Raw genomic sequence first — 21,746 nt, forward strand, 5'->3', positions numbered from 1 at the left:
TGATCGCTGATCGGTCGCCTTCTGATCACCGGGCCGCGGACGGGCACCGTCCGCGGCCCCGCGAACAGCCGGGGAACGGGCGTGCGGGCCCGCCCCGGCAGAGCGCCGTGCCCCGTCACGGTCCCGGCCTGGTCCGCCTGGGTCCGGCACGGCCCTCCGGAAGCGGGGGGGGGGGGGGGCGCGGGGCCCCCCGCCCCCCCCCCCCCCCCCCCCCCCCCCCCCCGCGCGCCCCCCGCCCCCCCCCCCCCCCCCCCCCCCCGCTTCCGTACACCCGTTTCCGGCCGCCCCGGCCGTTTCCCCCGGCCCACCGGCCCCGCGCACCCCGGGCGGGTTCAGCCCGCTCCCCCGCTGAGACAAGAGTCACCAGCCGCGTCCGGTCCCTTGGGAACCGGACCGGGTCGAGCTACGGTCATAGAGGTGGGTGCGTCTACGCGCTCCCGCCGGACACATGAACGAGCAGGCGGGTTGCCCACCCACCGTGTGCTCCCGATAGCATCCACCGGGACAGCAAGCCGTCCCTCTATTACCGATCCCGCGGTGGCCCCCCGTCCAGCGGCCATGATCCCCCGCGACAAAGGTCTTCGATGCCCATCAGCCCGTCCCCTCACACCTCCGTCACGGACCGCGACGTCCTCGCAGCCCGGACGGCCGGTCGGCGACCCCGCGTGACCATCGCGCGCGGAGCCACCCCCTGGTTCGTCCCCACCCTCGCCACGGCCGCCGTGACCACCGCCCTCACCCGGCGCAGCGGCAAGTGGGCCCTGGCGGCGGTTCCCGCCTGCGCGCTGAGCGCGGGCATGCTGTGGTTCTTCCGCGACCCCGAGCGTGAGATCGGCACGGGCAGAGTGATCTCCCCCGCGGACGGCGTGGTGCAGAGCATCGACGCCTGGCCGGACGGGCGCACCCGCGTCGCGATCTTCATGAGCCCGCTCAACGTCCACGTCAACCGCGCGCCCCTGCCGGGCACGGTGACGTCGGTCGAGCACGTCGCGGGCGGCTTCGTGCCCGCGTTCAACAAGGACAGCGACCAGAACGAGCGGGTCGTCTGGCACTTCGACACCGAACTCGGCGACATCGAGATGGTCCAGATCGCGGGGGCCGTGGCCCGCCGCATCGTGCCGTACGTGGCCGCCGGTACCAAGGTCGAGCAGGGCGACCGGATCGGCCTGATCCGGTTCGGCTCCCGGGTCGACACCTACCTGCCGGCCGGCGTCGAGGTCGGCGTCGAGGTCGGCCAGAAGACCACAGCCGGGGTGACGCGCCTTGACCGTGACTGATCCTGAGACAATCGTCGGCCTGGACGACGAGGAGACGGCCCTGCGCCGCCGCCGCTGGGCGCGCGACCGCGAGCTGCGCGCCCCGCGCTCTCCGCAGCACCTGTCCACCGCCGACTTCCTGACCCTGGGGAACGCCGTCTGCGGCTTCCTGGCGATCTACTCGATCACCACCGGGGTCCTGGTCCCGCACATCACCAATCCGGACGCCGCTCCGGACCGGCACAGCGCCGCCACCGCGGTCACGCTGCTGCTGATCGGCTCGATGTGCGACCTCTTCGACGGCCTGGTGGCGCGCAAGCTGCGCTCCTCGGCCCTCGGGGCGGAACTGGACAACCTGGCCGACCTGATCAGCTTCGGCATCGCGCCGGCCTACTTCGTCGCGGTCTGGGGCATGGTCTCGTCGACCGGCGCCAGCAGCAAGCTCTCGGCGCTCATCGCGCTGACCGTGCTGCTCGCGGTCGTGCTGCGGCTGGCCCGCTTCTCGGCCGTCAAGATGCGGCCCGGGGTGTTCCAGGGCATGCCCTGCCCGATGGGCGCGATGACGGTGATCGCCATCGTGCTGCTCGACCCGCCGTTCCAGCTCGGCCTGCTCGCCATCTTCGGCGCCGCGTACCTCATGGTCAGCCGGATCGAGTACCCGAAGCCGCAGGGGCTGCTGGCCACCGCGACGCTCTGCTGGATCGTCGTCTCCATCGGCTGCCTGGCGGCCTGGGCGACCGGCCTGCCGGGCGGCGACGCGCTGCTGCACGTCGGCGCGTTCGCCCAGATCACGCTGGCCGCGATGGCGCCGCTGCTGGTCATCCGGCGCAAGGTCGGGCAGAAGGTCGGCGACGTCCGCGCCCGGCGGGCGGAGTCGCGGCTCGGCTGAGCCCGTTCACCCGTCGATCCACCACGCATGAGGAAGGGCCCGGAACCTGATGGTTCCGGGCCCTTCCTCATGCGTCGACCGGGCGGCCGACCGTGCGTCGACCGCTACGCGCCGCCGGTGTGGACGCTGAACGCGGAGCGGCGGGCCGCCCGCGCCACGCCCGGGTCCGGGTGCACGCCCGAGACCGCCGTCAGCACCGAGGCCGCGCGCGGGTGCCCCGACTGCCGGGCCCGGGCGAACAGCCGCACCGGATCGCCGGCCGAGGCGCCCTCGACGTGCCCGACCAGCAGCTCCGTCTCGCCGTGGTCCAGCACCGCCGCCGCCGTGTCCACCCAGAGCCAGGCCGCGTCGTCCGCGCCCAGCACGTCCGCCGGGGAGACCCCCTCATCCGCGCGCTCGGCCAGCCACAGCAGCGCGTACGGGCGCAGCACCGGCTCGTCCACCGCCGCCCGCACCGCCTGCTCCGCCGGGCCGCCGGCCACCCGCAGCGCCTCGAAGGCCAGGCCGCGCACCAGCGCGTCGTCGCCCTGGGCCGCGTCCAGCAGCTCGGCCACCGCGCGGTCCGCCGGGCGGGCCGCCACCCAGGCCCGGTACTCCGCCCGGGCCGGGCCCGGCGAGTAGTCGGCGCAGGCGTTCAGCAGCTCGAAGGCGCTCTGCTCGATGTGCCCGGCCGCGGTCTGCGCGACCGTGCAGATCTCCTCCAGCTTCGCCCGCACCGCCCAGTGGCCCAGCGGGGACAGCTCGGCGGCGTCGTCCGCGCGGACCACCGCGCCGACCGCGGCCAGGCCGTCCAGCATCCAGTCCAGCACGGCGGCCACGTCGGAGGGCGCGGCCGGGGTGTCGATCTGCGGCTCCCGGCAGGTGCCGCGCACGGCCGACACGGCGGAGGCCGCGTGCGGCACCGGCGACAGGCCCGGGCCGGCGGCGCCGCCGACGCGGCGCTCGTCCAGGCCGCGGCGCAGCAGCTCCAGCAGCTCGACGTCGGCGACCGGGCCGTCCACCAGGTGCAGGAAGGACAGCAGCTGCGGGGCCTGGTCGACGGCCTGTCCGGCCAGCACCGCGAACACGCCGCGCAGGGCGGCCGGCGGGACGGGCGCGAGCAGCGTCCAGGCGTCGAACAGCGCGGACCAGCCGCGCACCACCGCCTCGTCGTCGTGCTCCCAGGCGTGCAGGCGCCAGCCGGGGCCGGCTCCGCCGTCCCGGGGCTCCACCAGGCCGACCAGCAGGGCCTGGCCCCAGGCCTTCGCGGCGGCGCCGACCGTCATGGCCAGCGCGCGGCCCGCGGCGCGGGCGTCCTCGGGCAGCAGCTCGCCGCGCTTGTCGACTTCTTCCAGATCGCCGGCCCAGCGGGCGATCCGCACCGCGTCCACCAGCATCCGGCGGGCCAGCGGGGCCAGCTCGGCGGGGGCGGGGAAGCCCTCCGGAACCGGAACCCGGCCCCGCCCGGGCGCCGGGGCCGGGCCCCGTCGACGGGGTACGCCGGGCCTGGGTACACCGGCCCCGCCCGGCCTGCCACCGGCTGGCCGGTGGGCCGTACCGGGGAGACGGGTCACCGTCGCACCGGTACCGATCGTCGGTTGGAGCGGGGCATCACGGTCGCGCGGGTTCCGAGACGTCACGTCGAGCAGTCTTCCCCTTGCACCGGCCTTCTGTCACATCCGGTTGTCCGTACGACCGGACGCGCCCGGACGGCACCTCCGCAAGATCGGGCAACAGTGGCAAACCGGCTGGCCGGAAACGTGTGGCGGGTCCATGCCAGGACGAGTGGGTCGGTTGCGGTGCCCGACCGGGCAGTCACGCTCCGTGTGCGGCGGCCCGCCCGAGCGGCCGCTCGGGCGCCGCGCGGGAAGTCGGCCCGGCCGACTTCCCGTGCTTCGGGTGCGGGCGGGCGGGGGGAATGGAAAGGAAATCGGACCCATCGGTTTCGCGTGCCGCGCGGAAAGTCGACGGGGCCGACTTCTCGCGCATCGCGGGGGGCGCCAGGAATCGAACGGGCACAGCGGTATCGACTTTCCGTGCGGTGCGGATCACAGCGGGAACACCGGAGATCGGCCACGGACGAACCGGGTTCGGGAAGCGGCGAAAGCGCAGGAAGTCGGCCGGTTCCACTTCCTGCGCGGGAGTTCGCCGCGAGCCATCGCGGGCCGGATCAGAGGAGGGGGGTGAGCCAGCGGCGCAGGAGTTCGGTGTAACGCTCGGGGGCGGAGTTCCAGAGGGCGGCGTGGTCGGCGCCGGGAAAGGTCTGCAGGCTGACCACGTCGGGCCGGGCGTGGGCGAGGCTCTCGGCGGCCCCCAGCGGGGCGATGGAGTCGTCCGGACTCTGCAGCAGCAGGGTGGGCACCCGCAGGTCGGCGCCCTCGGCGATGCGGGCGAAGTCGGCGAGGTCGACGCCGGTGCGGCCCTGCGCGGCGAGCGCGCCCAGCTCGGCGACCGTCCCGGACCAGCCCGCCCGGCGGGCGTCGCGGCGGGCGCCGGCCTGGAGGTCCAGCACCGGCGAGTCCAGGATCAGGCCGCGGATCGCGTGCGACCAGGCGGACCGGGCGGCGGTCTGCAGCACCATCGTCGCGCCGACCGACCAGCCGTACAGGACGACCTTGCCCGCGCCGTTGTCGAGCGCCAGCCGGATCGCCGACTCGACGTCCCGCCACTCGGTCTCGCCGAAGTGGCTCAGCCCGTCCGGGGAGGCCGGGGCGCCCTCGTCGCCGCGGTAGGTGACGGCCAGCGCGGGCATGCTGAGGCGGTCCAGCACGGGGAGCACCGGGAGCGTCTGCTGCCGGTCGGCGCCGGGGCCGTGCACCAGGATCACCCAGGTGCCGCGTTTGCCGTCCACGTACCAGGCGGGCAGGTCGCCGAGCTCGCCCTCGGCGGTGGTGCCGGTGAAGGGGAGGCCGAGCGCCGTGGTCGGGTCGCCGAGCAGGACGCGCGGGGTGAAGCGGACCTCGGTGCCCGGGGCGAGGGTGCCCCGGTCCGCGCGGACCAGCCGTCGGGTGACGCCCTCCGGGTCGCTGTGCAGCACCTCCGCGACGACGGCGTGGCCGCCGCCCTCCCACTCGACCGCCCAGCGGCCGGGGAGCAGGGCCTCCGGGCGCCGGGCGAAGGTGACCCGGCCGGCGGCGAGCCGCCGGACGACGAGCGGACCGGACTCCGGCGTCACGGTCTCCGGCCGGACCATCCGCTCGGAGGCCTTGCGACCGACCACCAGGACGGCGGCCCCTACGGCGGCGGCCGCCACGACGGCTGCGGTTCCCCAACGCATTTCGTTCCCCGCTCTGCTGGTCGGTCCGGACGGTGTTCGTGCACCAGTTCACCGGCGGGCGGCGCGCCGGGCCACCGGGCTGGGCCGTCCGGGGCACGACAACGGGGGGATCAGACGGGATTTCGGTGGTCCGGTGGCCGAGAAGTCCCCAGGAGTTCCCAGAAGCGACCGGTGAGGCTCCGGGCGGCGGGTGGGGCGGCCGGGGTGCCCCAGTGGCCGGCCAGCTCGGCCTCCTGGTGGACGGACAGGGCGACGCCGCCCGGCGGGCGGCCGCCTCCCGGGTGAGCTCGCGGGCCGGCCGGTGGTCGCGAAGCCCCGCCGGGCGGGTGCCCGTCAACTGGGCGGCGGGGCACCGGAGGACGCGGGCGAGGGCGATGAACTCCGTCTGGTCGGGGCGCAGCTCACCGCTCTCCCAGGCGAGCACGTGGGCGGGCAGGAGCCTGACGCCGTGTGCGGCCGGACCGTCCGCGACCTGTTCCGGGGTCAGGCCGAGGCCGGTGCGATGGGCGCGAGCGGCGGCGGGCGAGAACGGCACCGGGGGCGGGCGCGGGGCCGCGGGGGGCTGGGCGATCGCACAGCCCGGTGCGGTGCGCGCTGTGACCAACCCCTCCGTGACCTCGGTTGACTGCCGGTTCGGCAGCGTGATGGGATTCCGGGGCCAAACGGAGGCATGGAGAGGAAGCCGGTGCGAGTCCGGCGCGGTCCCGCCACTGTCACCGGGGAGCACGACCGGAAAGGCCACGGCGGGCCGTCAGGAGCCGCTGGAAGGCCCGGAAGTGCGTCCGACCCGGAAGCCAGGAGACTCTCGCCCCCGGTACGTCGATCCAGGGCGCGGACCCTGAGTGAGGACACGCACGCGATGCAGGCTGCCCCGCCCCGCCGGACTTCGAGCTGCCTTCCGCCGTGCGCCCGGTAGCCGCGCGGGCGACGACCGCGCGCCCCGTGCGCCCGCTGACCCGGGCCGCCGCGTTCGCCCTGGGCGCCGTCGTGGGCTACGCCGCCGACACCCGCTTCGCCGATCCCCGCGGCGGCCACCCGGTGGCCGCCTTCGGCACCGCCGCCACCGCGCTGGAGCGACGGATGTGGCGGGACGGCCGGGCGGCCGGCGCGGCGTACACGGCACTCGCCGTGGGCACCGTCGCGGCCGGCGCGCTCGCCCTGGACCGCACCGTCGGCCGGCGTCCGCTGGGCCGGGCGGCGCTCGCGGCGGCCGCGACCTGGACGGTGCTCGGCGGCACCTCGCTGACCCGGGAGGCGCGCACCATCGGCCGCTCGCTGGCCGCCGGCGACCTGACGGCCGCCCGGGAGCGGCTGCCGCACCTGTGCGGGCGGGACCCGAGCGCCCTGGACGAGCAGCAGATCGCCCGCGCCGTCGTCGAGTCGGTGGCCGAGAACACCGCCGACGCCGTGGTCAACGCGCTGGCCTGGGGCGCCCTGGCCGGCACGCCGGGCCTGCTGGCGTTCCGCGCGGTGAACACCCTGGACGCGATGGTCGGCCACCGCTCGCCCCGCCACGCCCGGTTCGGCTGGGCCTCCGCCCGGCTCGACGACGTCGCGGGCTGGCCGGGCGCCCGGCTGACGGCGCTGCTGACCGTGGCCGCCGCCCCCGAGCCGCGGACGGCCTGGCGGGTCTGGCGGCGGGACGGCTCCGCCCACCCGAGCCCGAACGCGGGCCAGGCCGAGTCGGCCTTCGCGGGCGCGGTCGGCGTCCGCCTCGGCGGGACGCTGCGGTACGGCGAGCGCGTCGAGCACCGGCCCGTCCTGGGCGAGGAGTTGCGGCCGGTGACGGTGGACGACATCGAGCGGGCCTGCACGCTGTCGCGGCGGGTCGGCGCGCTCGCGCTGGGTACGACGGTCGCGGGGCACGTCCTGCTGCGCGCATGGCGAAGGAAGGGTGGGGGGTCATGAGCAACGCACTGCTGGTCGCCGGGACGACCTCGGACGCGGGCAAGAGCGTGGTCACGGCCGGCATCTGCCGCTGGCTGGTCCGCCAGGGCGTGCGGGTCGCGCCGTTCAAGGCGCAGAACATGTCGCTGAACTCCTTCGTCACCGCGGACGGCGCCGAGATCGGCCGCGCCCAGGCGATGCAGGCGCAGGCGGCCCGGGTCGAGCCCGAAGCGGCGATGAACCCGGTGCTGCTGAAGCCGGGCGCGGACGGCCGCAGCCAGGTGGTGCTGCTCGGCCGGCCGGTCGCCGAGGTCGGCGCGCTGGACTACCGCGAGCGCAAGCCCGTCCTGCTGGAGCGCGCCCTGGAGTGCCTGGCGGACCTGCGCCGCCGCTACGACGTGGTGGTGTGCGAGGGCGCCGGCTCACCCGCCGAGATCAACCTGCGCGACCGCGACATCGCCAACATGGGCCTGGCCACCGCCGCCGCCCTGCCCGTCGTGGTGGTCGGCGACATCGATCGCGGCGGGGTCTTCGCCGCGATGTACGGCACCCTGGCGTTGCTGTCGGAGGAGGACCAGCGGCACGTCGCCGGCTGGTTCGTCAACAAGTTCCGCGGCGACGGGCGGCTGCTCGCGCCCGGGCTGGAGATGCTGCGCGAGCTGACCGGCCGCCCGGTGCTGGGCACGCTGCCGATGCTGCCCGGCCTGTGGCTGGACGCCGAGGACTCGCTGGACCTGTCCACCGTGGTGGACCGGGTGGACGGTCGCGGGCCGCTCGGCGCGGACGTGCTGCGGGTCGCCGTGGTGCGCTTCCCGCGGCTGTCGAACTTCACCGACCTGGACGCGCTGGCGCAGGAGCCGGGCGTGCTGGTGCGCTGGGCGACCCGGCCGGAGGAACTGGCCGACGCCGACCTGGTGGTGCTGCCCGGCACCCGGGCCACCGTGGCCGACCTCGCCTGGCTGCGCGAGCGCGGCCTGGAGCCGGCGCTCAAGGCGCGGGCGGCGGCCGGGTTGCCGATCCTCGGCGTGTGCGGCGGCTACCAGATGCTGGCGCGCTCGATCGACGACGCGGTGGAGTCCAAGGCGGGCCTCGTCGCGGGGCTCGGCCTGCTGCCCACCGACGTCCGGTTCGGCGCCGAGAAGGTGCTGGCGCGGCCGGTCGGCGAGGCGTTCGGGCACCGGGTCGAGGGGTACGAGATCCACCACGGGGTGGTCGCGGTCGACGGGGGCGATGCGTTCATCTCCGATGACCACGGGCAGAGCCTGGACGGCTGCCGGGTCGGCTCGGTGTGGGGAACCACCTGGCACGGCGTGCTGGAGAACGACGGGTTCCGTCGCGAACTCCTGCGCGAGGTCGCCGAGTTGGCCGGGCGGGCGTTCGTGCCGGCGCCGGACACCTGCTTCGCCGAGGCGCGCGACGCCCGACTGGACCGGCTGGGCGACCTGATCGAAGAGCACGCGGACACCGACGCGCTGTGGAAGCTGATCGAAGGCGGGGTGCCGGCGGCCGGAACGCTGCCGTTCCTCCCGCCCGGGGCACCTGTGGGAGTGACGCATGACTGACGTCCGCTATCCGTTCACCGCGATCGTCGGCATGGCCGACCTCCGGCTCGGGCTGCTGCTCAACGCCGTCTCCCCGGCCGTGGGCGGCGTGCTGGTGCGCGGCGAGAAGGGCACCGCGAAGTCCACCATGGTGCGCGCGCTGGCCGGGCTGCTGCCCTCCATCGCCACCGTGGACGGCTGCCGCTTCGCCTGCGACCCGGCCGCGCCGGACCGGCAGTGCCCGGACGGGCCGCACGCCGCCGGTTCGAGCGCTTCCGAACGGCCGTCCCAGCTGGTCGAGTTGCCGGTCGGCGTGGCCGAGGACCGGATCGTCGGCTCGCTCGATCTGGAGCGGGCGCTCGCCGAGGGCGTCAAGGCCTACGAGCCCGGGCTGCTCGCCAAGGCGCACCGCGGCGTGCTCTACATCGACGAGGTGAACCTGCTCCAGGACCACGTCGTCGACCTGCTGCTGGACGCCGCCGCGATGGGCCGCTCCTACGTCGAGCGCGAGGGCGTGTCGGTGCGGCACGCGGCGCGGTTCCTGCTGGTCGGCACGATGAACCCGGAGGAGGGCGAGCTGCGGCCGCAGCTGCTCGACCGGTTCGGCCTCACCGTCGAGATCGCCGCCACCCGGGACCCGGCCGAGCGGGCCGAGGTCGTCCGGCGCCGGCTCGGGTACGACGCCGACCCGGCCGGCTTCGCCGCGCGGTTCGCCGAGGAGGAGCGGGAGCTCGCCGAACACATCACCGCCGCCCGGGAGTTGCTGCCCAAGGTCGAACTGACCGATGTGGCGCTGCGTCAGATCACCGCCGTGTGCGCCGCGTTCGAGGTGGACGGGCTGCGCGCGGACATCGTGATGGCGCGCACGGCCGTCGCGCTCGCCGCCTGGGCGGGGCGCACGGAGGTGCTGGAGGAGGACGTCCGCAAGGCCGCGCAGCTGGCGCTGCCGCACCGGCGGCGGCGCAACCCGTTCGACGCTCCGGGGCTGGACGAGGAGCAGCTCGACCGGACGCTGGAGGAGCACGCGCAGCCGGAGGAGCCGGAGGGGCCTGAGGAGCCGGAGCCCGAGGGCGACGGGCCTGATGGCAACGGGCCCGAGGGCGACGGGCCCGAGGGCGGCCCCGAAGGCGGCGGTCCGGACGGCGGCCCCGATGGCGGTGGCGCCCCCGAGCCGTTCGACGGCGCCGCGCCGGAGGACGGACCCGCCACCTCGGCCGAGGACGAGCCCGCGCAGCCGCCCGTACCGGCCCAGCACCCGGCGCCCGCGCGGGAGTCGGCGCCCGTCGCCGCCGGGGACCCGTACCGGACCAGGCTGTTCACCGTGAAGGGCACCGGGCACGGCGCCCAGGGCCGCCGCTCCCCCGCCGAGACCACCAGCGGGCACACCGTCCGCGCCCGCCGCCCGCAGGGCACCCTCAGCCGGCTGCACCTCACCGCGACCCTGCAGGCCGCCGCGCCGCACCAGGTGGCGCGCGGGCGGGACGGCCGGGCGCTGGTGCTGCACAAGGACGACTTCCGCGAACAGGTGCGCCAGGGACGGGAGTCCAACCTGGTGCTGTTCGTCGTCGACGCCTCCGGCTCGATGGCCGCGCGCCAGCGGATGAGCGCCGTCAAGGGTGCGGTGCTGTCCCTGCTGATGGACGCCTACCAGCGGCGCGACAAGATCGGCATGATCACCTTCCGGGGCACGGGCGCCGAGCTGGCGCTGCCGCCCACCTCCTCCGTGGAGGTCGGCGCGGCCCGGCTGGAGTCCCTGCCCACCGGCGGGCGCACCCCGCTGGCCGCCGGCCTGCTGCGCGCCCACGAGGTGCTGCGGGTGGAGCGGCTGCGCGACCCGAACCGGCGCCCGCTGCTGGTGCTGGTCACCGACGGCCGGGCCACCGGCGGGCGGGACGCACTGGCCCAATCCCGGCGCGCCGCCTCGCTGTTCGCCGCCCAGGGCACGGCCAGCGTGGTGCTGGACTGCGAGTCCGGGCCGGTGCGCCTCGGCCTCGCCCGTACCCTGGCCGGGTTGCTCGGCGGCACCGCCGTCAGCCTGGACGAGCTGCGCGCCGAGGGCGTGGCCTCGCTCGTCCGCGAGAACCGTTCCGTTTCCTCCGTGCGAAAGGCGGCCTGAGCCGACATGCCCAAGGGTGTCCCCGAGAGCGTCCCCGACGACGGCCTGACGACCCGTCAGCGCCGCACGCAGCCGATCACCGCCGTGCACACCGGCCCCGGCAAGGGCAAGTCCACCGCCGCCTTCGGCATGGCGCTGCGGGCCTGGAACCAGGGCTGGTCGGTCGGGGTGTTCCAGTTCGTGAAGTCCGCCAAGTGGAAGGTCGGCGAGGAGAACGCGCTGCGCGTGCTCGGCGCCTCCGGCGAGGGCGGCACCGTCGACTGGCACAAGATGGGCTCCGGCTGGTCCTGGATCCAGCGCTCCGCCGAGCAGGAGATGACCAGCGAGGAGGCGGCCAAGGAGGGCTGGGAGCAGGTCAAGCGCGACCTCGCGGCCGAGACCTACCGCTTCTACGTGCTCGACGAGTTCACCTACCCGATGCACTGGGGGTGGATCGACCCCGACGAGGTGGTCGCCGTGCTCAAGGACCGCCCCGGCAGCCAGCACGTCGTCATCACCGGCCGGTACGCGCCCGAGGCGCTGACCGAAGTCGCCGACCTGGTCACCGAGATGACCAAGGTCAAGCACCCCATGGACGCCGGCCGCAAGGGCCAGCGCGGTATCGAGTGGTGACCTCTTGAGCAACATCCCCCGCCTCGTCGTCGCCGCGCCCTCCTCCGGCGCCGGCAAGACCACCGTCGCCACCGGCCTGATCGCGGCGCTCGCCGCGCGCGGACTGGCGGTGTCCCCGCACAAGGTCGGCCCGGACTACATCGACCCGGGCTACCACGCGCTCGCCGCCGGGCGGCCGGGCCGCAACCTGGACGCCTTCATGTGCGGGCCGGAGCGGATCGCGCCGCTGTTCCTGCACGGCGCGGCGGGCGCCGACGTCGCGGTGGTCGAAGGCGTCATGGGGCTGTTCGACGGGGCCTCCGGCCGCGGGGAGCTGGCCTCCACCGCGCACGTCGCCAAGCTGCTGCGGGCGCCCGTGGTGCTGGTGGTCGACGGCTCCTCGCAGTCCCGGTCGGTCGCCGCGCTGGTGCACGGCTTCGCCTCCTGGGACCCGCAGGTGCGGCTCGCCGGGGTGATCCTCAACCGGGTCGCCTCCGACCGGCACGAGCAACTCCTGCGCGAGGCGCTGGAGGAGGGCTCCGGCGTACCGGTGCTCGGCGCGCTGCGCCGCTCGGCCGCCGTCGCCACGCCGTCCCGGCACCTCGGGCTGATCCCGGCGGTGGAGCGCTCGGCGGAGGCGCTGAAGGCCGTCGCGGACATGGGTGACCTGGTCGCCTCCTCGGTCGACCTCGACGCGCTGCTGGAACTCGCCCGCACCGCACCGGAGTTGGACGCCGAGCCGTGGGACCCGCGGACCGAGGTCGAGCCGGTCGCCGGCCGGCCGCGGATCGCCGTGGCCGGCGGCGCGGCGTTCTCCTTCTCGTACGCCGAGAACGCCGAACTGCTCGCCGCGGCGGGCGCGGACGTCGTCCCGTTCGACCCGCTGCACGCCTCCGCCCTGCCGGAGGGCACGGCCGGCCTGGTCATCGGCGGCGGCTTCCCGGAGCTGTACGTCCGGGAGTTGAGCGGCAACGCCGAACTGCGCTCGGCCATCGGCGCGTTCGCCGCCGCCGGCGGTCCGGTCGCCGCCGAGTGCGCCGGACTGCTGTACCTCGGGCGCGAGTTGGACGGCCTGCCGATGTGCGGCGTGCTCGACACCGCGTCCCGGATGACCGAACGGCTCACCCTCGGCTACCGGGAGGCCGTCGCCCTGCACGACTCCCCGCTCGCCCCGGCCGGCACCCGGCTGCGCGGGCACGAGTTCCACCGGACGGTCTGCGAGCCGGGCGCCGGCGAACACCCCGCCTGGGGATGGAAGTTGCCCACCGGACCGCACCGCGAGGGCTTCGCCGCGGGCAACGTGCACGCCTCCTACCTGCACCTGCACTGGGCCGGGACGCCCGGGCTCGCCGCGTCCTTCGCGGCGGCCGCGGCGGCGTACCGCGCCGGGTGATGCGGGGGCGGTGCGGTTCGGTGCGCGTGCGGTTCGGTGCGCTGACGGTTCGGTGCGCTGACGGTTCGGCACGGCGGCGGCTTCATGTGGTGACTCCGCCGCGGGCCCGTCCGTAGGATGCGCGCATGCGCGTGATCGTCCTCAACGGCGGCTCCAGCTCCGGCAAGTCGAGCCTCGCCCACCGGCTGCAGGAGCTGCTGCCGGACCCGTGGCTGCACCTCGGCGCCGACACCCTGGTCGACGCACTGCCGCCGCGACTGCTCGGCGGGGCCGAGGGCCTCGGCGGCGTCGCGGACGGCGACGGCACCGTCGAGGTCGGGCCCGCCTTCGCCGCCCTGGACGCCGCCTGGACGCTCGGCGTCGCGGCGATGGCCCGGGCCGGGGCGCACGTCATCGTCGACGAGGTGTTCCTCGGCGGCGCCGCCTCGCAGGCCCGGTGGCGTACGGCACTGGACGGCCTCGACGTGCTGTGGGTCGGCGTGCACTGCGACCCGGCCGTCGCCGCCGCCCGCGAGGCCGCCCGCGGCGACCGCGTCGCCGGGATGGCCGCGGCCCAGGCGACGGCGGTGCACGCGGGCGTCACCTACGACCTGGTGATCGACACCACGCGGGCGACGGCCCGGGAGTGTGCCCGAACCGTCCTCGCCAGGGTCGCCACCTGCGGTTGACTGTCGTCCGGCAGGGTTCCCGGCACTTGGAGGCGATCGGCATGACCAAGCAGCACACGTACACCGTCGAGATCAACTGGACCGGCAACCAGGGCACCGGCACCCGCGATTACCGCTCCTACGCCCGCGACCACGAGGTCGCCGCCCCGGGCCTGCCCACCATCCCCGGCTCCTCCGACCCCGCCTTCCGCGGCGACCCCGCCCGCTGGAACCCCGAGCAGCTGCTGCTCGCCTCCATCTCCCAGTGCCACCTGCTCTGGTACCTGCACCTGTGCTCGGTCAACGGCGTCGTCGTCACCTCGTACACCGACCAGCCGGTCGGGCAGATGGCCGAGACGGCGGACGGCGGGCACTTCACCTCGGCGGTGCTGCGGCCCCGCATCGAGGTCGCGGAGGAGGGCATGGTCGACAAGGCTGTCGCCCTGCACGCGGACGCCCACCGGTCCTGCTTCATCGCCAACTCGGTCAACTTCCCCGTCCGCCACGAGCCGGTCGTGACGGTCGCCGCGGCGGACTGACCCCCGCCGTCCGCGGCGCGCGGGGCGGCGGGTACGGTCGCGGGTCGTCGCACCCACGGATCGAAGGACACCCATGCGCCGCGCCGCCGCACTCTGCCTGCTCGTGACCACCGCCGCCGCCCTGGCCGGCTGCGCGAGCGGCACCCCCGCGGGCAGCCCGGCGGCGGCCCCCTCGGCCGCCGCCTCCTCGGCGGCCCCGGCCGCCGCGCCCACCACTGCCCCGACCGCCGCCCCTGCCGCCGCCGCGAGCCCGAGCGCCGGTGCGAGCGCCGCTGCAAGCGCCGGTGCAAGCGCCGACCCCGTGCAGGCCTGGGCGCTGCAGTCCTCGCAGTTCAGCACCGTGAGCTCCGCCGTGCTCCCGATGACCACGGCCATCATGACCTCGCACGGCGACCCGGCGACCGTGGGCAAGGCGTGCACCGCCCTGGCCGGGAAGGTCAACGGCGCCCAGCCGGAAGCCGGCGCGCCCGCGGAGTGGGCCAAGGTCATCGCCGGCCTGCAGAAGGCCACCGAGCACTGCGACGCGGTGACCGCCGGGGACTCCGGCGCCTACGACCGGATGCAGAGCGACTTCGACACCGCCATGACCCACCTCAAGCCGATCATCGACCGGATCTGACCATCCGCCGGCACACCCGGCGGCCGCCCCGCCCCCGAGGCGTCAGCCGCCCTGCCCGAAGGTGCCCTTGAGCGGGTTGCCGCGGGCGTGGCAGGTGGCGCAGCGCAGGCGGGTGCAGATCGCGGACACGCGAACCCATCGCGTCGCCACCGTCGCACGCCGCGCACCGGCGCGGGAAGACGTCGGTTCCGCGCGGCCCCCTCGGCCACCCCCGCTCCCCCGTCAGCCCCGGCCGAGCAGCGGCTCGGTGTCGCCGTGGGCGACCAGCAGCTTGCGCAACAGGCCGTCCAGCTGGGCGCGTTCACCGGCGTCGAGGGCGGCGAGGATGCGTTCCTCGTTGCGGACGTGGCCGTCCAGGACGGAGTCGATGAGGTCCTTGCCGGCCGGGGTGAGGCGGACCAGGACGGCGCGGCGGTCGTTCGGGCAGGGGCGGCGCTCGACCAGGCCCTTCGCGGAGAGCCGGTCGACGCGGTTGGTGATGGCGCCGGAGGTGACCATCGCGGCCTTGAGCAGCGCGCGGGCGTTGAGTTCGTACGGTTCGCCGGAGCGGCGCAGGGTGGCGAGGACGTCGAACTCGGAGGAGTCCAGGCCGCAGCTGGTGAAGTACTCGCGCAGGGCGCCCTCGACCCGGACGCCGAGCCGGCGCATCCGGCCGACCAGGGCGATGACGTCGACGTCGAGGTCGAGCCCGGTCCCGGCCCACTGCTCGACGATCTCGTCGATGGTGTCGCGCTGCTGCATGGTCGTCCGCCTTTCGTGACTGCCGTCGTTCACCGGCCCCCTCCCGGTCCACATATCTTAACGCTCACATACTTGACGTTCAGTTACCCCAGGCGTAGAAATATCTCAACGTTCAGATAATCAACGTTCAGGGGGATCTCTGATGGACCGCAAGCGCATCGGCATCGCCGCCACCGCAGCCCTCGCCCCGGCCGCCTGGGGCACCACGTACCTGGTCACCACCCAGCTGCTGCCCGAGGGCCGCCCGCTCCTGCTCGCCGCGCTCCGCGCCCTGCCCGCCGGGCTCCTCCTGCTCCTCCTCGGCCGCAAGCTCCCCCAGGGGCGTTGGTGGGGGCGCTCGGTGATCCTCGGGATGCTCAACATCGGGCTGTTCTTCCCGCTCACCTTCGTCGCCGCCTACCGCCTGCCCGGCGGCGTCGCCGCCACCATCGGCGCGATCCAGCCGCTGCTCGTCGCCGGGTTCTCCATCGGCGTGCTCGGCGTACGGCCCGGACGGCGCGCCCTGGTCGCCGGGCTGGTCGGGGTCGGCGGCGTGGCCCTGCTCGTCCTCAACGGCGGCGCCCGGCTCGACGCCCTCGGCATCGCCGCGATGGCCGCCGCGATCGCGCTGATGGCGATGGGCACCGTCCTCATCCGCCGCTGGGGCCGCCCCGAAGGCGCCACCATGCTCGACGTGACCGCCTGGCAGCTCCTCGCCGGCTCGGTCGTCCTCGTCCCGCTCGCCGCCTTCGTCGAGGGCGCCCCGCCCGCGCTCAGCGCCGCCAACCTGGCCGGCTTCGCCTACCTCAGCCTGTTCAGCACCGCGGTCGGCTACGTCCTCTGGTTCCGCGGCATCGACCGCCTCGGCGCCGGCCCGGTCTCCTTCCTCGGCCTGGTCAACCCCGTCGTCGCCACCCTCGGCGGCCTCGTCGTCCTCCACCAGACCCTCACCCCCTGGCAGCTCCTCGGCCTCGCCCTCGCCCTCGGCGCCCTCCTCCTCGGCCAGGCCCCGACCCGCAAGCCCACCACCACCCTCCCCACCCCGACCCCCCTCCCCGACCCGGTCACCCCCCTCCCCACCCCCGCCCGCTGACCGCCCCCCACCCGCCCCCACCCCGCCACCCCGGGCCACCCCGGCGGGGCGGGGGCGTTCCCACCCCGCCACCCGGGCGGGCGGGCGAGCCGATGACACGGATGCGAACGTCGAGGAGGCCCCCGGACGACGCTCCGAGCACTGCGCCGGGTCTGGCGTACCGGGCCTCCGGGCGGGTAGACGGCTGTTGTCCCGGATCGCCGGGTCCGAAGGGAAGGGATGGCCTCGATGGTCGATGCCGACGAAGTGCGCGCCGCAATCGCCGCGCAGGTCGAGGAGTTCGCGAGCGTCAATGACGCGGGAGTCCGCAGCGTCCTGATCCGCACGCTCGGCGACGGCCCGGAGATCACCGTCGCCCATGAGGCGGACCGGGTCCTGCCGGCCGCGAGCCTGGCCAAGATGATCCTGGGCGTCGCGTTCTTCGAGTGGGCCGAGCGCGGCGAACTCGACCCGGACACCCGGGTCCGAATCGGCGCGTTGCCCACAACCAGGTATCCGAGCGTGCTGCAGGCACTCGATCCCGATTCGACCGTGACCGTGCGGGAGCTGTGCGGCTTCGCTCTGGTGACCAGCGACAACCCGGCGGCCGAGCACGTGCGGGCCGTCCTGGGGCAGGAGCGGATCGACGCCACGATCAAGGCGACCGGCCTGCACGCGACGGCGTTCCCGGCAGGCTTCTCCGAGCAGGAGCTGGGGCCGCTCGGACGCGCCAACACCACGACGGCCGAGGACATGCTCCGCCTGATCGAGTACATCGACCGGACGCCGCACCTGGAGCCGGTCCGTCGCTACCTGGTCAACTACCTGCGGAACGACCGGATCCCGTCCCGGCTCGACGACGACCTCCCGGTCCGGCACAAGACCGGAAGCCTGCGCGGCATCGTGAACGACGCCGGCATCGTGCTGCACCCGGCCGTCCCCGTCGCCATGGTCTTCCTGACGGAGGGGCAGTCCGACAACGTCCGCACGGCACAGGAGATCGGGCAGGTCTCCGAGCGGATCATCCGGATCGTCGGGGACGGGGCAGCCCGCTGACGGGCTCAGGGGGGCGGCGCATGGCCGTGGTTCAGGAACGACAACTGCGCAAGATCCTCATGCTGGTGAACACCCTCGCACTGACGGCGGGCCTGGTGTGCGTCGTGGCGGCCGCGCTGCTGACGCACCAGCCGGTTCTCGCCACCGTCCTCAGCCTCGTCGGCGGCGCCTTCGTGTCGGCCGCGGCCGTGACACTGGCGATCGGGTCGCTCACCGTGCGGGAGACCACCGAACAGGTGGACAGCGCCGTCCTGCGCGGCATGCAGGACGTCCTCGGCCCGGTACGGGACCCGCTGTTCGCGGGAGCGCTGTCCGCGTACCGCTACGACTGCCTGCTCTCCCCCGCGCCGTCCGGTGACACCCACCCCGACTACCTGTACCAGAGTTTCCGGATCTCCTACCGGATCGAGAGCCTGCCCAAGGTGGTGTCCGTCGCCTGCCTCGCTTCCAACGACGACGCCGGTCTGGACGGTTTCACTGGGCCGGAGTACCTGCTGCGCTGGATGATCGACGACACGCTCGACCCGGACGACCCCGAGATCTTCACCATCGGAGCCGTCCGGGTGGACAACCGCGATCTGGAACGACGGCCCGCCACGCAGGAGGCCGTATCCGGCGGGCGGGCCCGGATCGAGCACTTCGCGGTGCCACGGGAGGCCCAGAACACCCTCGGCCACCTCGTCGAACTGAGCATCACCGCACGCAAGTTCGTGGGCAACGACCGGCGCATCCGCATTCAGGCGCAGGTGTTCCGTCACGTCACGGACGCCGAGTACCGGCTCACCATCGACCCGGCGCTCCGCCCGACCCGACTGAGCGTGAACGCCTCGGAGATCAGCGCGCTCGGGGCCGCGCACGGCGCCAGCGTCCGGGCCACCTTCCCGGCGCCGTTCCAGCACACGGCGGGCCTGATCCAGTTGCCGTTCCCACTGCAGCCGGGGAGCGTCATGGCCTTCACCATCGAGCGCGACGTCTCCTGAACGCCCGACGCGGGTGGGTCAGCCGGTGGCGCGGATGTAGATGTCGGCGGCGTCGGGGAGGTCGCCCGGGGTGGTGGCGACGTAGATGTGGCGGGCGCTGGTGGGAGTGGGCGTGGGAGTGGGCGTGGGGGTGGGGGGCGGCGTCGGGGTGGGGGGCGGAGTGGGGTCGTCGGTGGGGGCGAGGTCCTCCTCGGCGGCCGGATCCGAAGCCGGGGCAGCGGCAGCGGCAGAGGCCGAGGCCGAGGCAGACGCAGAGGCCGAAGGCGGCGGCGGGGAGTCGGGGCCGTCCGGGAGTTCGGGGGCCTCCGCCGGGGGGTCGCCGCCGAGGGCGGCGGTGAGGTCGGGCGGGAGGGGGGCGGCGGGGCCGGGGGCGGGGAGGTCGTAGGTGTGCAGGAAGTCGCCGAGGCCGGGCTCCTTGCCGCCGACGAGCCGGTAGTGGAGGTAGGCGACGGGGGCGCCGTCCGAGGTGTGGGTGTAGACGGCGCCGACCGGGGTGTAGCGGTGGTCGGCGCCGGGGTGTTGGGAGGGGTGGAGGCCGGCGAGGCGTTCGGCGCGGTCGCGGTCGGTGAGGCGGCCGGGGATGCCGAGGGTGAGGGCGTTGACGCCGCGGACGGCGAGGGCGGCGAGGACGGCGACGAACAGGACGAGCCCGACCGCGACGGTGCGGCGCAGCACCGGGCGGCCGTGCAGGACGGGCCAGGAGTCGGTCACCGTGCGCTCGGGCGGGATGCCGTCCATGGTCGTTCGTTCCCCCGTTCGATCATCCGGACGTCACCTTCCCGACGAGGGACGGCGGCCGGAAGTTCCTCAGCCCAGGTAGGCGGGTGCGACGGCCGCCGTGGTGACGCGCACGGCGCTGCCGCTGCCGTCCGCGGGGACGGTCCACAGGTCGGCGCCGTAGTCGCCGGGCAGGGCGTAGAGCAGGGTGTGGTCGTCGGACCACAGGGCCTGGTCGTCGATGTTGCGGTGTTCGGCGGTGGCGGTCTCGGTCATCGTGGCCAGGTCGAGGACGTAGAGCCGCCAGGGCGCGTCGGCGGACAGGCCGGGGACGCGCTTCTTGTAGGCGACGCGGGTGCCGTCCGGGGAGAGGGAGGGGCATTCGACGTTGTCGTGCAGGGTGGTGAGGGTGCGGGCGGCGAGGTCGCCGCGGACGAGGTGGGTCTGCCCGCCGGTGGCGACGGTGGCGTAGAAGGTGGCGTCGTCGGCGAAGGTGACGCCCCAGATGTTGACGTCGTGCGCCTGGAGGGGGTGGCCGTCCTGGAGGACGGTGAAGTCCTCCAGGTTCTCGCGCAGGTTCCAGTCCCGGACGTCGACGATGGAGGTGCGGGTGGAGAAGTCGGTGCCCGCGTAGGAGTCGCCGCTGACGAAGACCGTCCAGGCGGCGAGGTGCCCGGACGGGGAGACCCGGGAGCGGGTGGGGATGCCGGCGGCGGGGAAGGAGCGCCGTTCGTGCAGGTGGTCGTCGAGGACGACGGCCCGGTAGGTGTCCTCCAGGGCGCCGTGGACGGCCTGCAGGCAGATGCCGGTGCCGGCGGCGGCGTGGAAGCGCAGGCACTGGACGCCGGAGGCGGTGCGCGGGCCGTCCGGCCGGTCGGCGGGGACGGTGGTGATCTCGTCCCGCTGGGGGCCCCAGGCCATGTTGCGGAAGAGCAGTTGCCGCCCGCTGCCGCCGGTGAGCGCGACCTGGCCGCGGTGGACGGCGGGCCCGCCGGGCTGGGCCTGGTCGCGTTCGGCGGTGCGGTCGGCGGCGTACAGGACGGCCCCGGTGCCGACCGCGCCGAGCAGCAGGACGGCGACCAGCAGCACGATCACCCTGGTCCGGTTCTGGAGGTTCATTCGGCTTCCTCGGCGGTGACGGCGGCGGCAGCGGTGACGGCGGCGACGGGTTCGGTGGGGCGCAGCACGGCGGCCGCGCCGGCGACGCAGAGTGCGAGCGCCCCGGCCGACCAGGCGAGTGCGCCGGTGCCGCCGACCGCGCTCCACAGCGCGCCGAACAGCAGCGAGCAGGCGAACCGGGCGAGCGCCTGCCCGGTGCCGACCAGGGCGAGCCCGGCGCCGCGCTGTCCGGCCGGGACGGTGTCGGCCGCGGCGGCGGCGAGCACGCCGTCGGTGGCGGCGTAGAAGGCGCCGTGCAGGACCAGCACGCACAGCACCACGGGCAGTCCCCGCAGCGGCGAGAGCAGCAGCCCGTACCCGAGCAGCAGGACGCCGTGCCCGGCGAGGAACAGGGTGCGCCGGCCGATCCGGTCGGCGAGCAGGCCGAGCGGGACGGCGAGCAGCAGGAAGGCGGCGGCGGTGCCGAGCGGCAGCAGCGGGAACAGGTCGACGGACAGGCCGAGGCGCTTCTGGATCAGCAGGTAGAGGAAGGAGTCGCTGACGGTGGTGAGGCCGAGCAGCACGGCGCACAGGGTGAGCCGGCGAAGCCCGGGCAGCCGCAGCAGGGTGAGGCTGTCGCGCAGTGAGGGAGCGGACGTCGACGGCTGTTCGCCCTGCTGCCGGTTGGGCACGAACAGCAGCAGGATCAGCACGCCGAGCACCGCGACGCACGCGCTGACCGCGAACACCGCGTCGTAGCCGTGCCGTTCGCCGCCGTCCGCGAGCAGCGGCCCGCCGGCGAGGCGCAGCACGAAGAAGGCGGTGAGCGGGCCGAGCAGGGCGCCGGCGGTGTCCATGGCCCGGTGGACGCCGAACGCCCGGCCGCGGTGGGCGGGTTCGCAGGCGAGCGAGATCATCGCGTCGCGGGGGGCGGTTCGCAGGCCCTTGCCGGTGCGGTCGACGGCGATGACGGCGCCGATCAGCGGGACGGTGTGGACGAGCAGCAGCAGCGGCTTGCAGAGCGCGGACAGCCCGTAGCCGACCGCGGCGACGGCCTTGTGGCGGGCGGCGCCGTCGCGGCCGCGGCGGTCGGCGAGGTGGCCGCCGAGGAGCCGGACGAGGGCGCTGAAGCCGTTCTGGAGGCCGTCGAGGAGGCCGAAGCCGAGCGGGGAGAGGCCGAGTCCGGTGAGCAGGTAGAGCGGGAGGACGGCGGAGACCATCTCGGAGGAGATGTCGGTGACCAGGCTGACGGTGCCCAGGGCGAGCACCGCGCCCGGTACGGCGCGCAGGGCGGCGCCCCGCCGCGCCGGCCCGGTGGGGGCCGGCGCGACGGGGGCCTTGGTGCTGCGGGAGTCCGCGACGTACACGG

At 75.2% G+C, this 21,746-nt stretch carries 19 protein-coding genes and 1 riboswitch; of the genes, 13 read left to right on the plus strand and 6 right to left on the minus strand.

What is annotated here, in order from left to right:
• Positions 1-584 precede the first annotated feature (584 nt).
• Positions 585-1,277 (plus strand): phosphatidylserine decarboxylase, encoded by a 693-nt coding sequence (locus tag ACPC54_RS16320; protein ID WP_045704017.1) that lies wholly within the window; start codon positions 585-587, stop codon positions 1,275-1,277.
• Positions 1,264-2,145 (plus strand): CDP-alcohol phosphatidyltransferase family protein, encoded by an 882-nt coding sequence (locus ACPC54_RS16325; RefSeq protein ID WP_498965451.1) that lies wholly within the window; start codon positions 1,264-1,266, stop codon positions 2,143-2,145. The genes ACPC54_RS16320 and ACPC54_RS16325 overlap by 14 nt, the downstream gene beginning before the upstream one ends.
• Before the next feature lie 104 nt (positions 2,146-2,249).
• On the opposite strand, the gene ACPC54_RS16330 is transcribed toward ACPC54_RS16325, so the two are convergent.
• Positions 2,250-3,521, minus strand: a complete 1,272-nt coding sequence (locus ACPC54_RS16330; RefSeq protein ID WP_498965452.1) for a hypothetical protein — start codon at positions 3,519-3,521, stop codon at positions 2,250-2,252.
• A gap of 773 nt (positions 3,522-4,294) precedes the next feature.
• Positions 4,295-5,401 carry an alpha/beta hydrolase family protein gene (locus ACPC54_RS16335; RefSeq protein WP_498965453.1) on the minus strand — a complete coding sequence of 369 codons (1,107 nt, stop codon included), beginning with the start codon at positions 5,399-5,401 and terminating at the stop codon, positions 4,295-4,297.
• 676 nt (positions 5,402-6,077) lie between these two features.
• Positions 6,078-6,205, plus strand: a riboswitch (cobalamin riboswitch).
• Positions 6,206-6,343: 138 nt separating this feature from the next.
• Here ACPC54_RS16335 and ACPC54_RS16340 point away from each other — a divergent pair.
• The 8 genes from ACPC54_RS16340 (at position 6,344) to ACPC54_RS16375 (ending at position 14,734) form a co-directional block, all read left to right on the plus strand.
• Positions 6,344-7,309 carry a cobalamin biosynthesis protein gene (locus ACPC54_RS16340; protein WP_498965454.1) on the plus strand — a complete coding sequence of 322 codons (966 nt, stop codon included), beginning with the start codon at positions 6,344-6,346 and terminating at the stop codon, positions 7,307-7,309.
• Positions 7,306-8,850 (plus strand): cobyric acid synthase, encoded by a 1,545-nt coding sequence (locus ACPC54_RS16345; protein ID WP_498965455.1) that lies wholly within the window; start codon positions 7,306-7,308, stop codon positions 8,848-8,850. The genes ACPC54_RS16340 and ACPC54_RS16345 overlap by 4 nt, the downstream gene beginning before the upstream one ends.
• On the plus strand, positions 8,843-10,945 hold the full coding sequence (locus ACPC54_RS16350) for a putative cobaltochelatase (RefSeq protein ID WP_498965456.1): 2,103 nt from the start codon (positions 8,843-8,845) through the stop codon (positions 10,943-10,945). The genes ACPC54_RS16345 and ACPC54_RS16350 overlap by 8 nt, the downstream gene beginning before the upstream one ends.
• A gap of 6 nt (positions 10,946-10,951) precedes the next feature.
• Positions 10,952-11,557, plus strand: a complete 606-nt coding sequence (gene cobO, locus ACPC54_RS16355; protein WP_045704009.1) for a cob(I)yrinic acid a,c-diamide adenosyltransferase — start codon at positions 10,952-10,954, stop codon at positions 11,555-11,557.
• Between the two features lie 4 nt (positions 11,558-11,561).
• Positions 11,562-12,929, plus strand: coding sequence for a cobyrinic acid a,c-diamide synthase CobB (locus tag ACPC54_RS16360; RefSeq protein WP_498965457.1), 1,368 nt, complete (start codon positions 11,562-11,564; stop codon positions 12,927-12,929).
• Positions 12,930-13,054: 125 nt separating this feature from the next.
• Complete coding sequence (cpt, locus tag ACPC54_RS16365) at positions 13,055-13,597, plus strand: chloramphenicol phosphotransferase CPT (RefSeq protein ID WP_498965458.1); 543 nt, start codon at positions 13,055-13,057, stop codon at positions 13,595-13,597.
• 41 nt (positions 13,598-13,638) lie between these two features.
• The gene (locus ACPC54_RS16370) at positions 13,639-14,115 is read left to right on the plus strand and encodes an OsmC family protein (RefSeq protein WP_498965459.1); all 477 of its coding nucleotides are present in this window, start codon (positions 13,639-13,641) and stop codon (positions 14,113-14,115) included.
• A 73-nt stretch (positions 14,116-14,188) separates the two neighbouring features.
• Positions 14,189-14,734 (plus strand): hypothetical protein, encoded by a 546-nt coding sequence (locus ACPC54_RS16375; protein WP_498965460.1) that lies wholly within the window; start codon positions 14,189-14,191, stop codon positions 14,732-14,734.
• A gap of 222 nt (positions 14,735-14,956) precedes the next feature.
• Here ACPC54_RS16375 and ACPC54_RS16380 read toward each other — a convergent pair whose 3' ends face one another.
• Complete coding sequence (locus ACPC54_RS16380) at positions 14,957-15,475, minus strand: MarR family winged helix-turn-helix transcriptional regulator (protein ID WP_498965461.1); 519 nt, start codon at positions 15,473-15,475, stop codon at positions 14,957-14,959.
• Between the two features lie 142 nt (positions 15,476-15,617).
• Here ACPC54_RS16380 and ACPC54_RS16385 point away from each other — a divergent pair, with 142 nt between their 5' ends.
• From ACPC54_RS16385 to ACPC54_RS16395, 3 genes are all read left to right on the plus strand, one after another.
• A complete protein-coding gene (locus ACPC54_RS16385; RefSeq protein ID WP_498965462.1) occupies positions 15,618-16,547 on the plus strand; it encodes an EamA family transporter in 930 nt (309 codons plus the stop codon).
• Between the two features lie 228 nt (positions 16,548-16,775).
• A complete protein-coding gene (locus ACPC54_RS16390) occupies positions 16,776-17,582 on the plus strand; it encodes a serine hydrolase (protein WP_498965463.1) in 807 nt (268 codons plus the stop codon).
• A gap of 20 nt (positions 17,583-17,602) precedes the next feature.
• Positions 17,603-18,562 carry a hypothetical protein gene (locus ACPC54_RS16395; protein ID WP_498965464.1) on the plus strand — a complete coding sequence of 320 codons (960 nt, stop codon included), beginning with the start codon at positions 17,603-17,605 and terminating at the stop codon, positions 18,560-18,562.
• Positions 18,563-18,580: 18 nt separating this feature from the next.
• Here the strand turns inward: ACPC54_RS16395 and ACPC54_RS16400 are convergent, their stop codons facing one another.
• The 3 genes from ACPC54_RS16400 to ACPC54_RS16410 all read right to left on the minus strand — a co-directional run bounded on the left by ACPC54_RS16400 (position 18,581) and on the right by ACPC54_RS16410 (position 21,744).
• A complete protein-coding gene (locus ACPC54_RS16400) occupies positions 18,581-19,300 on the minus strand; it encodes a hypothetical protein (RefSeq protein ID WP_498965465.1) in 720 nt (239 codons plus the stop codon).
• A gap of 69 nt (positions 19,301-19,369) precedes the next feature.
• A complete protein-coding gene (locus ACPC54_RS16405) occupies positions 19,370-20,398 on the minus strand; it encodes a TolB-like translocation protein (RefSeq protein ID WP_498965466.1) in 1,029 nt (342 codons plus the stop codon).
• Positions 20,395-21,744 (minus strand): MFS transporter, encoded by a 1,350-nt coding sequence (locus ACPC54_RS16410; protein WP_498965467.1) that lies wholly within the window; start codon positions 21,742-21,744, stop codon positions 20,395-20,397. Before ACPC54_RS16410 ends, ACPC54_RS16405 begins: the two co-directional genes overlap by 4 nt.
• Positions 21,745-21,746 lie beyond the last annotated feature (2 nt).

Source organism: Kitasatospora sp. NPDC094028 (genome assembly GCF_049543595.1).
Taxonomy (GTDB): domain Bacteria; phylum Actinomycetota; class Actinomycetes; order Streptomycetales; family Streptomycetaceae; genus Kitasatospora.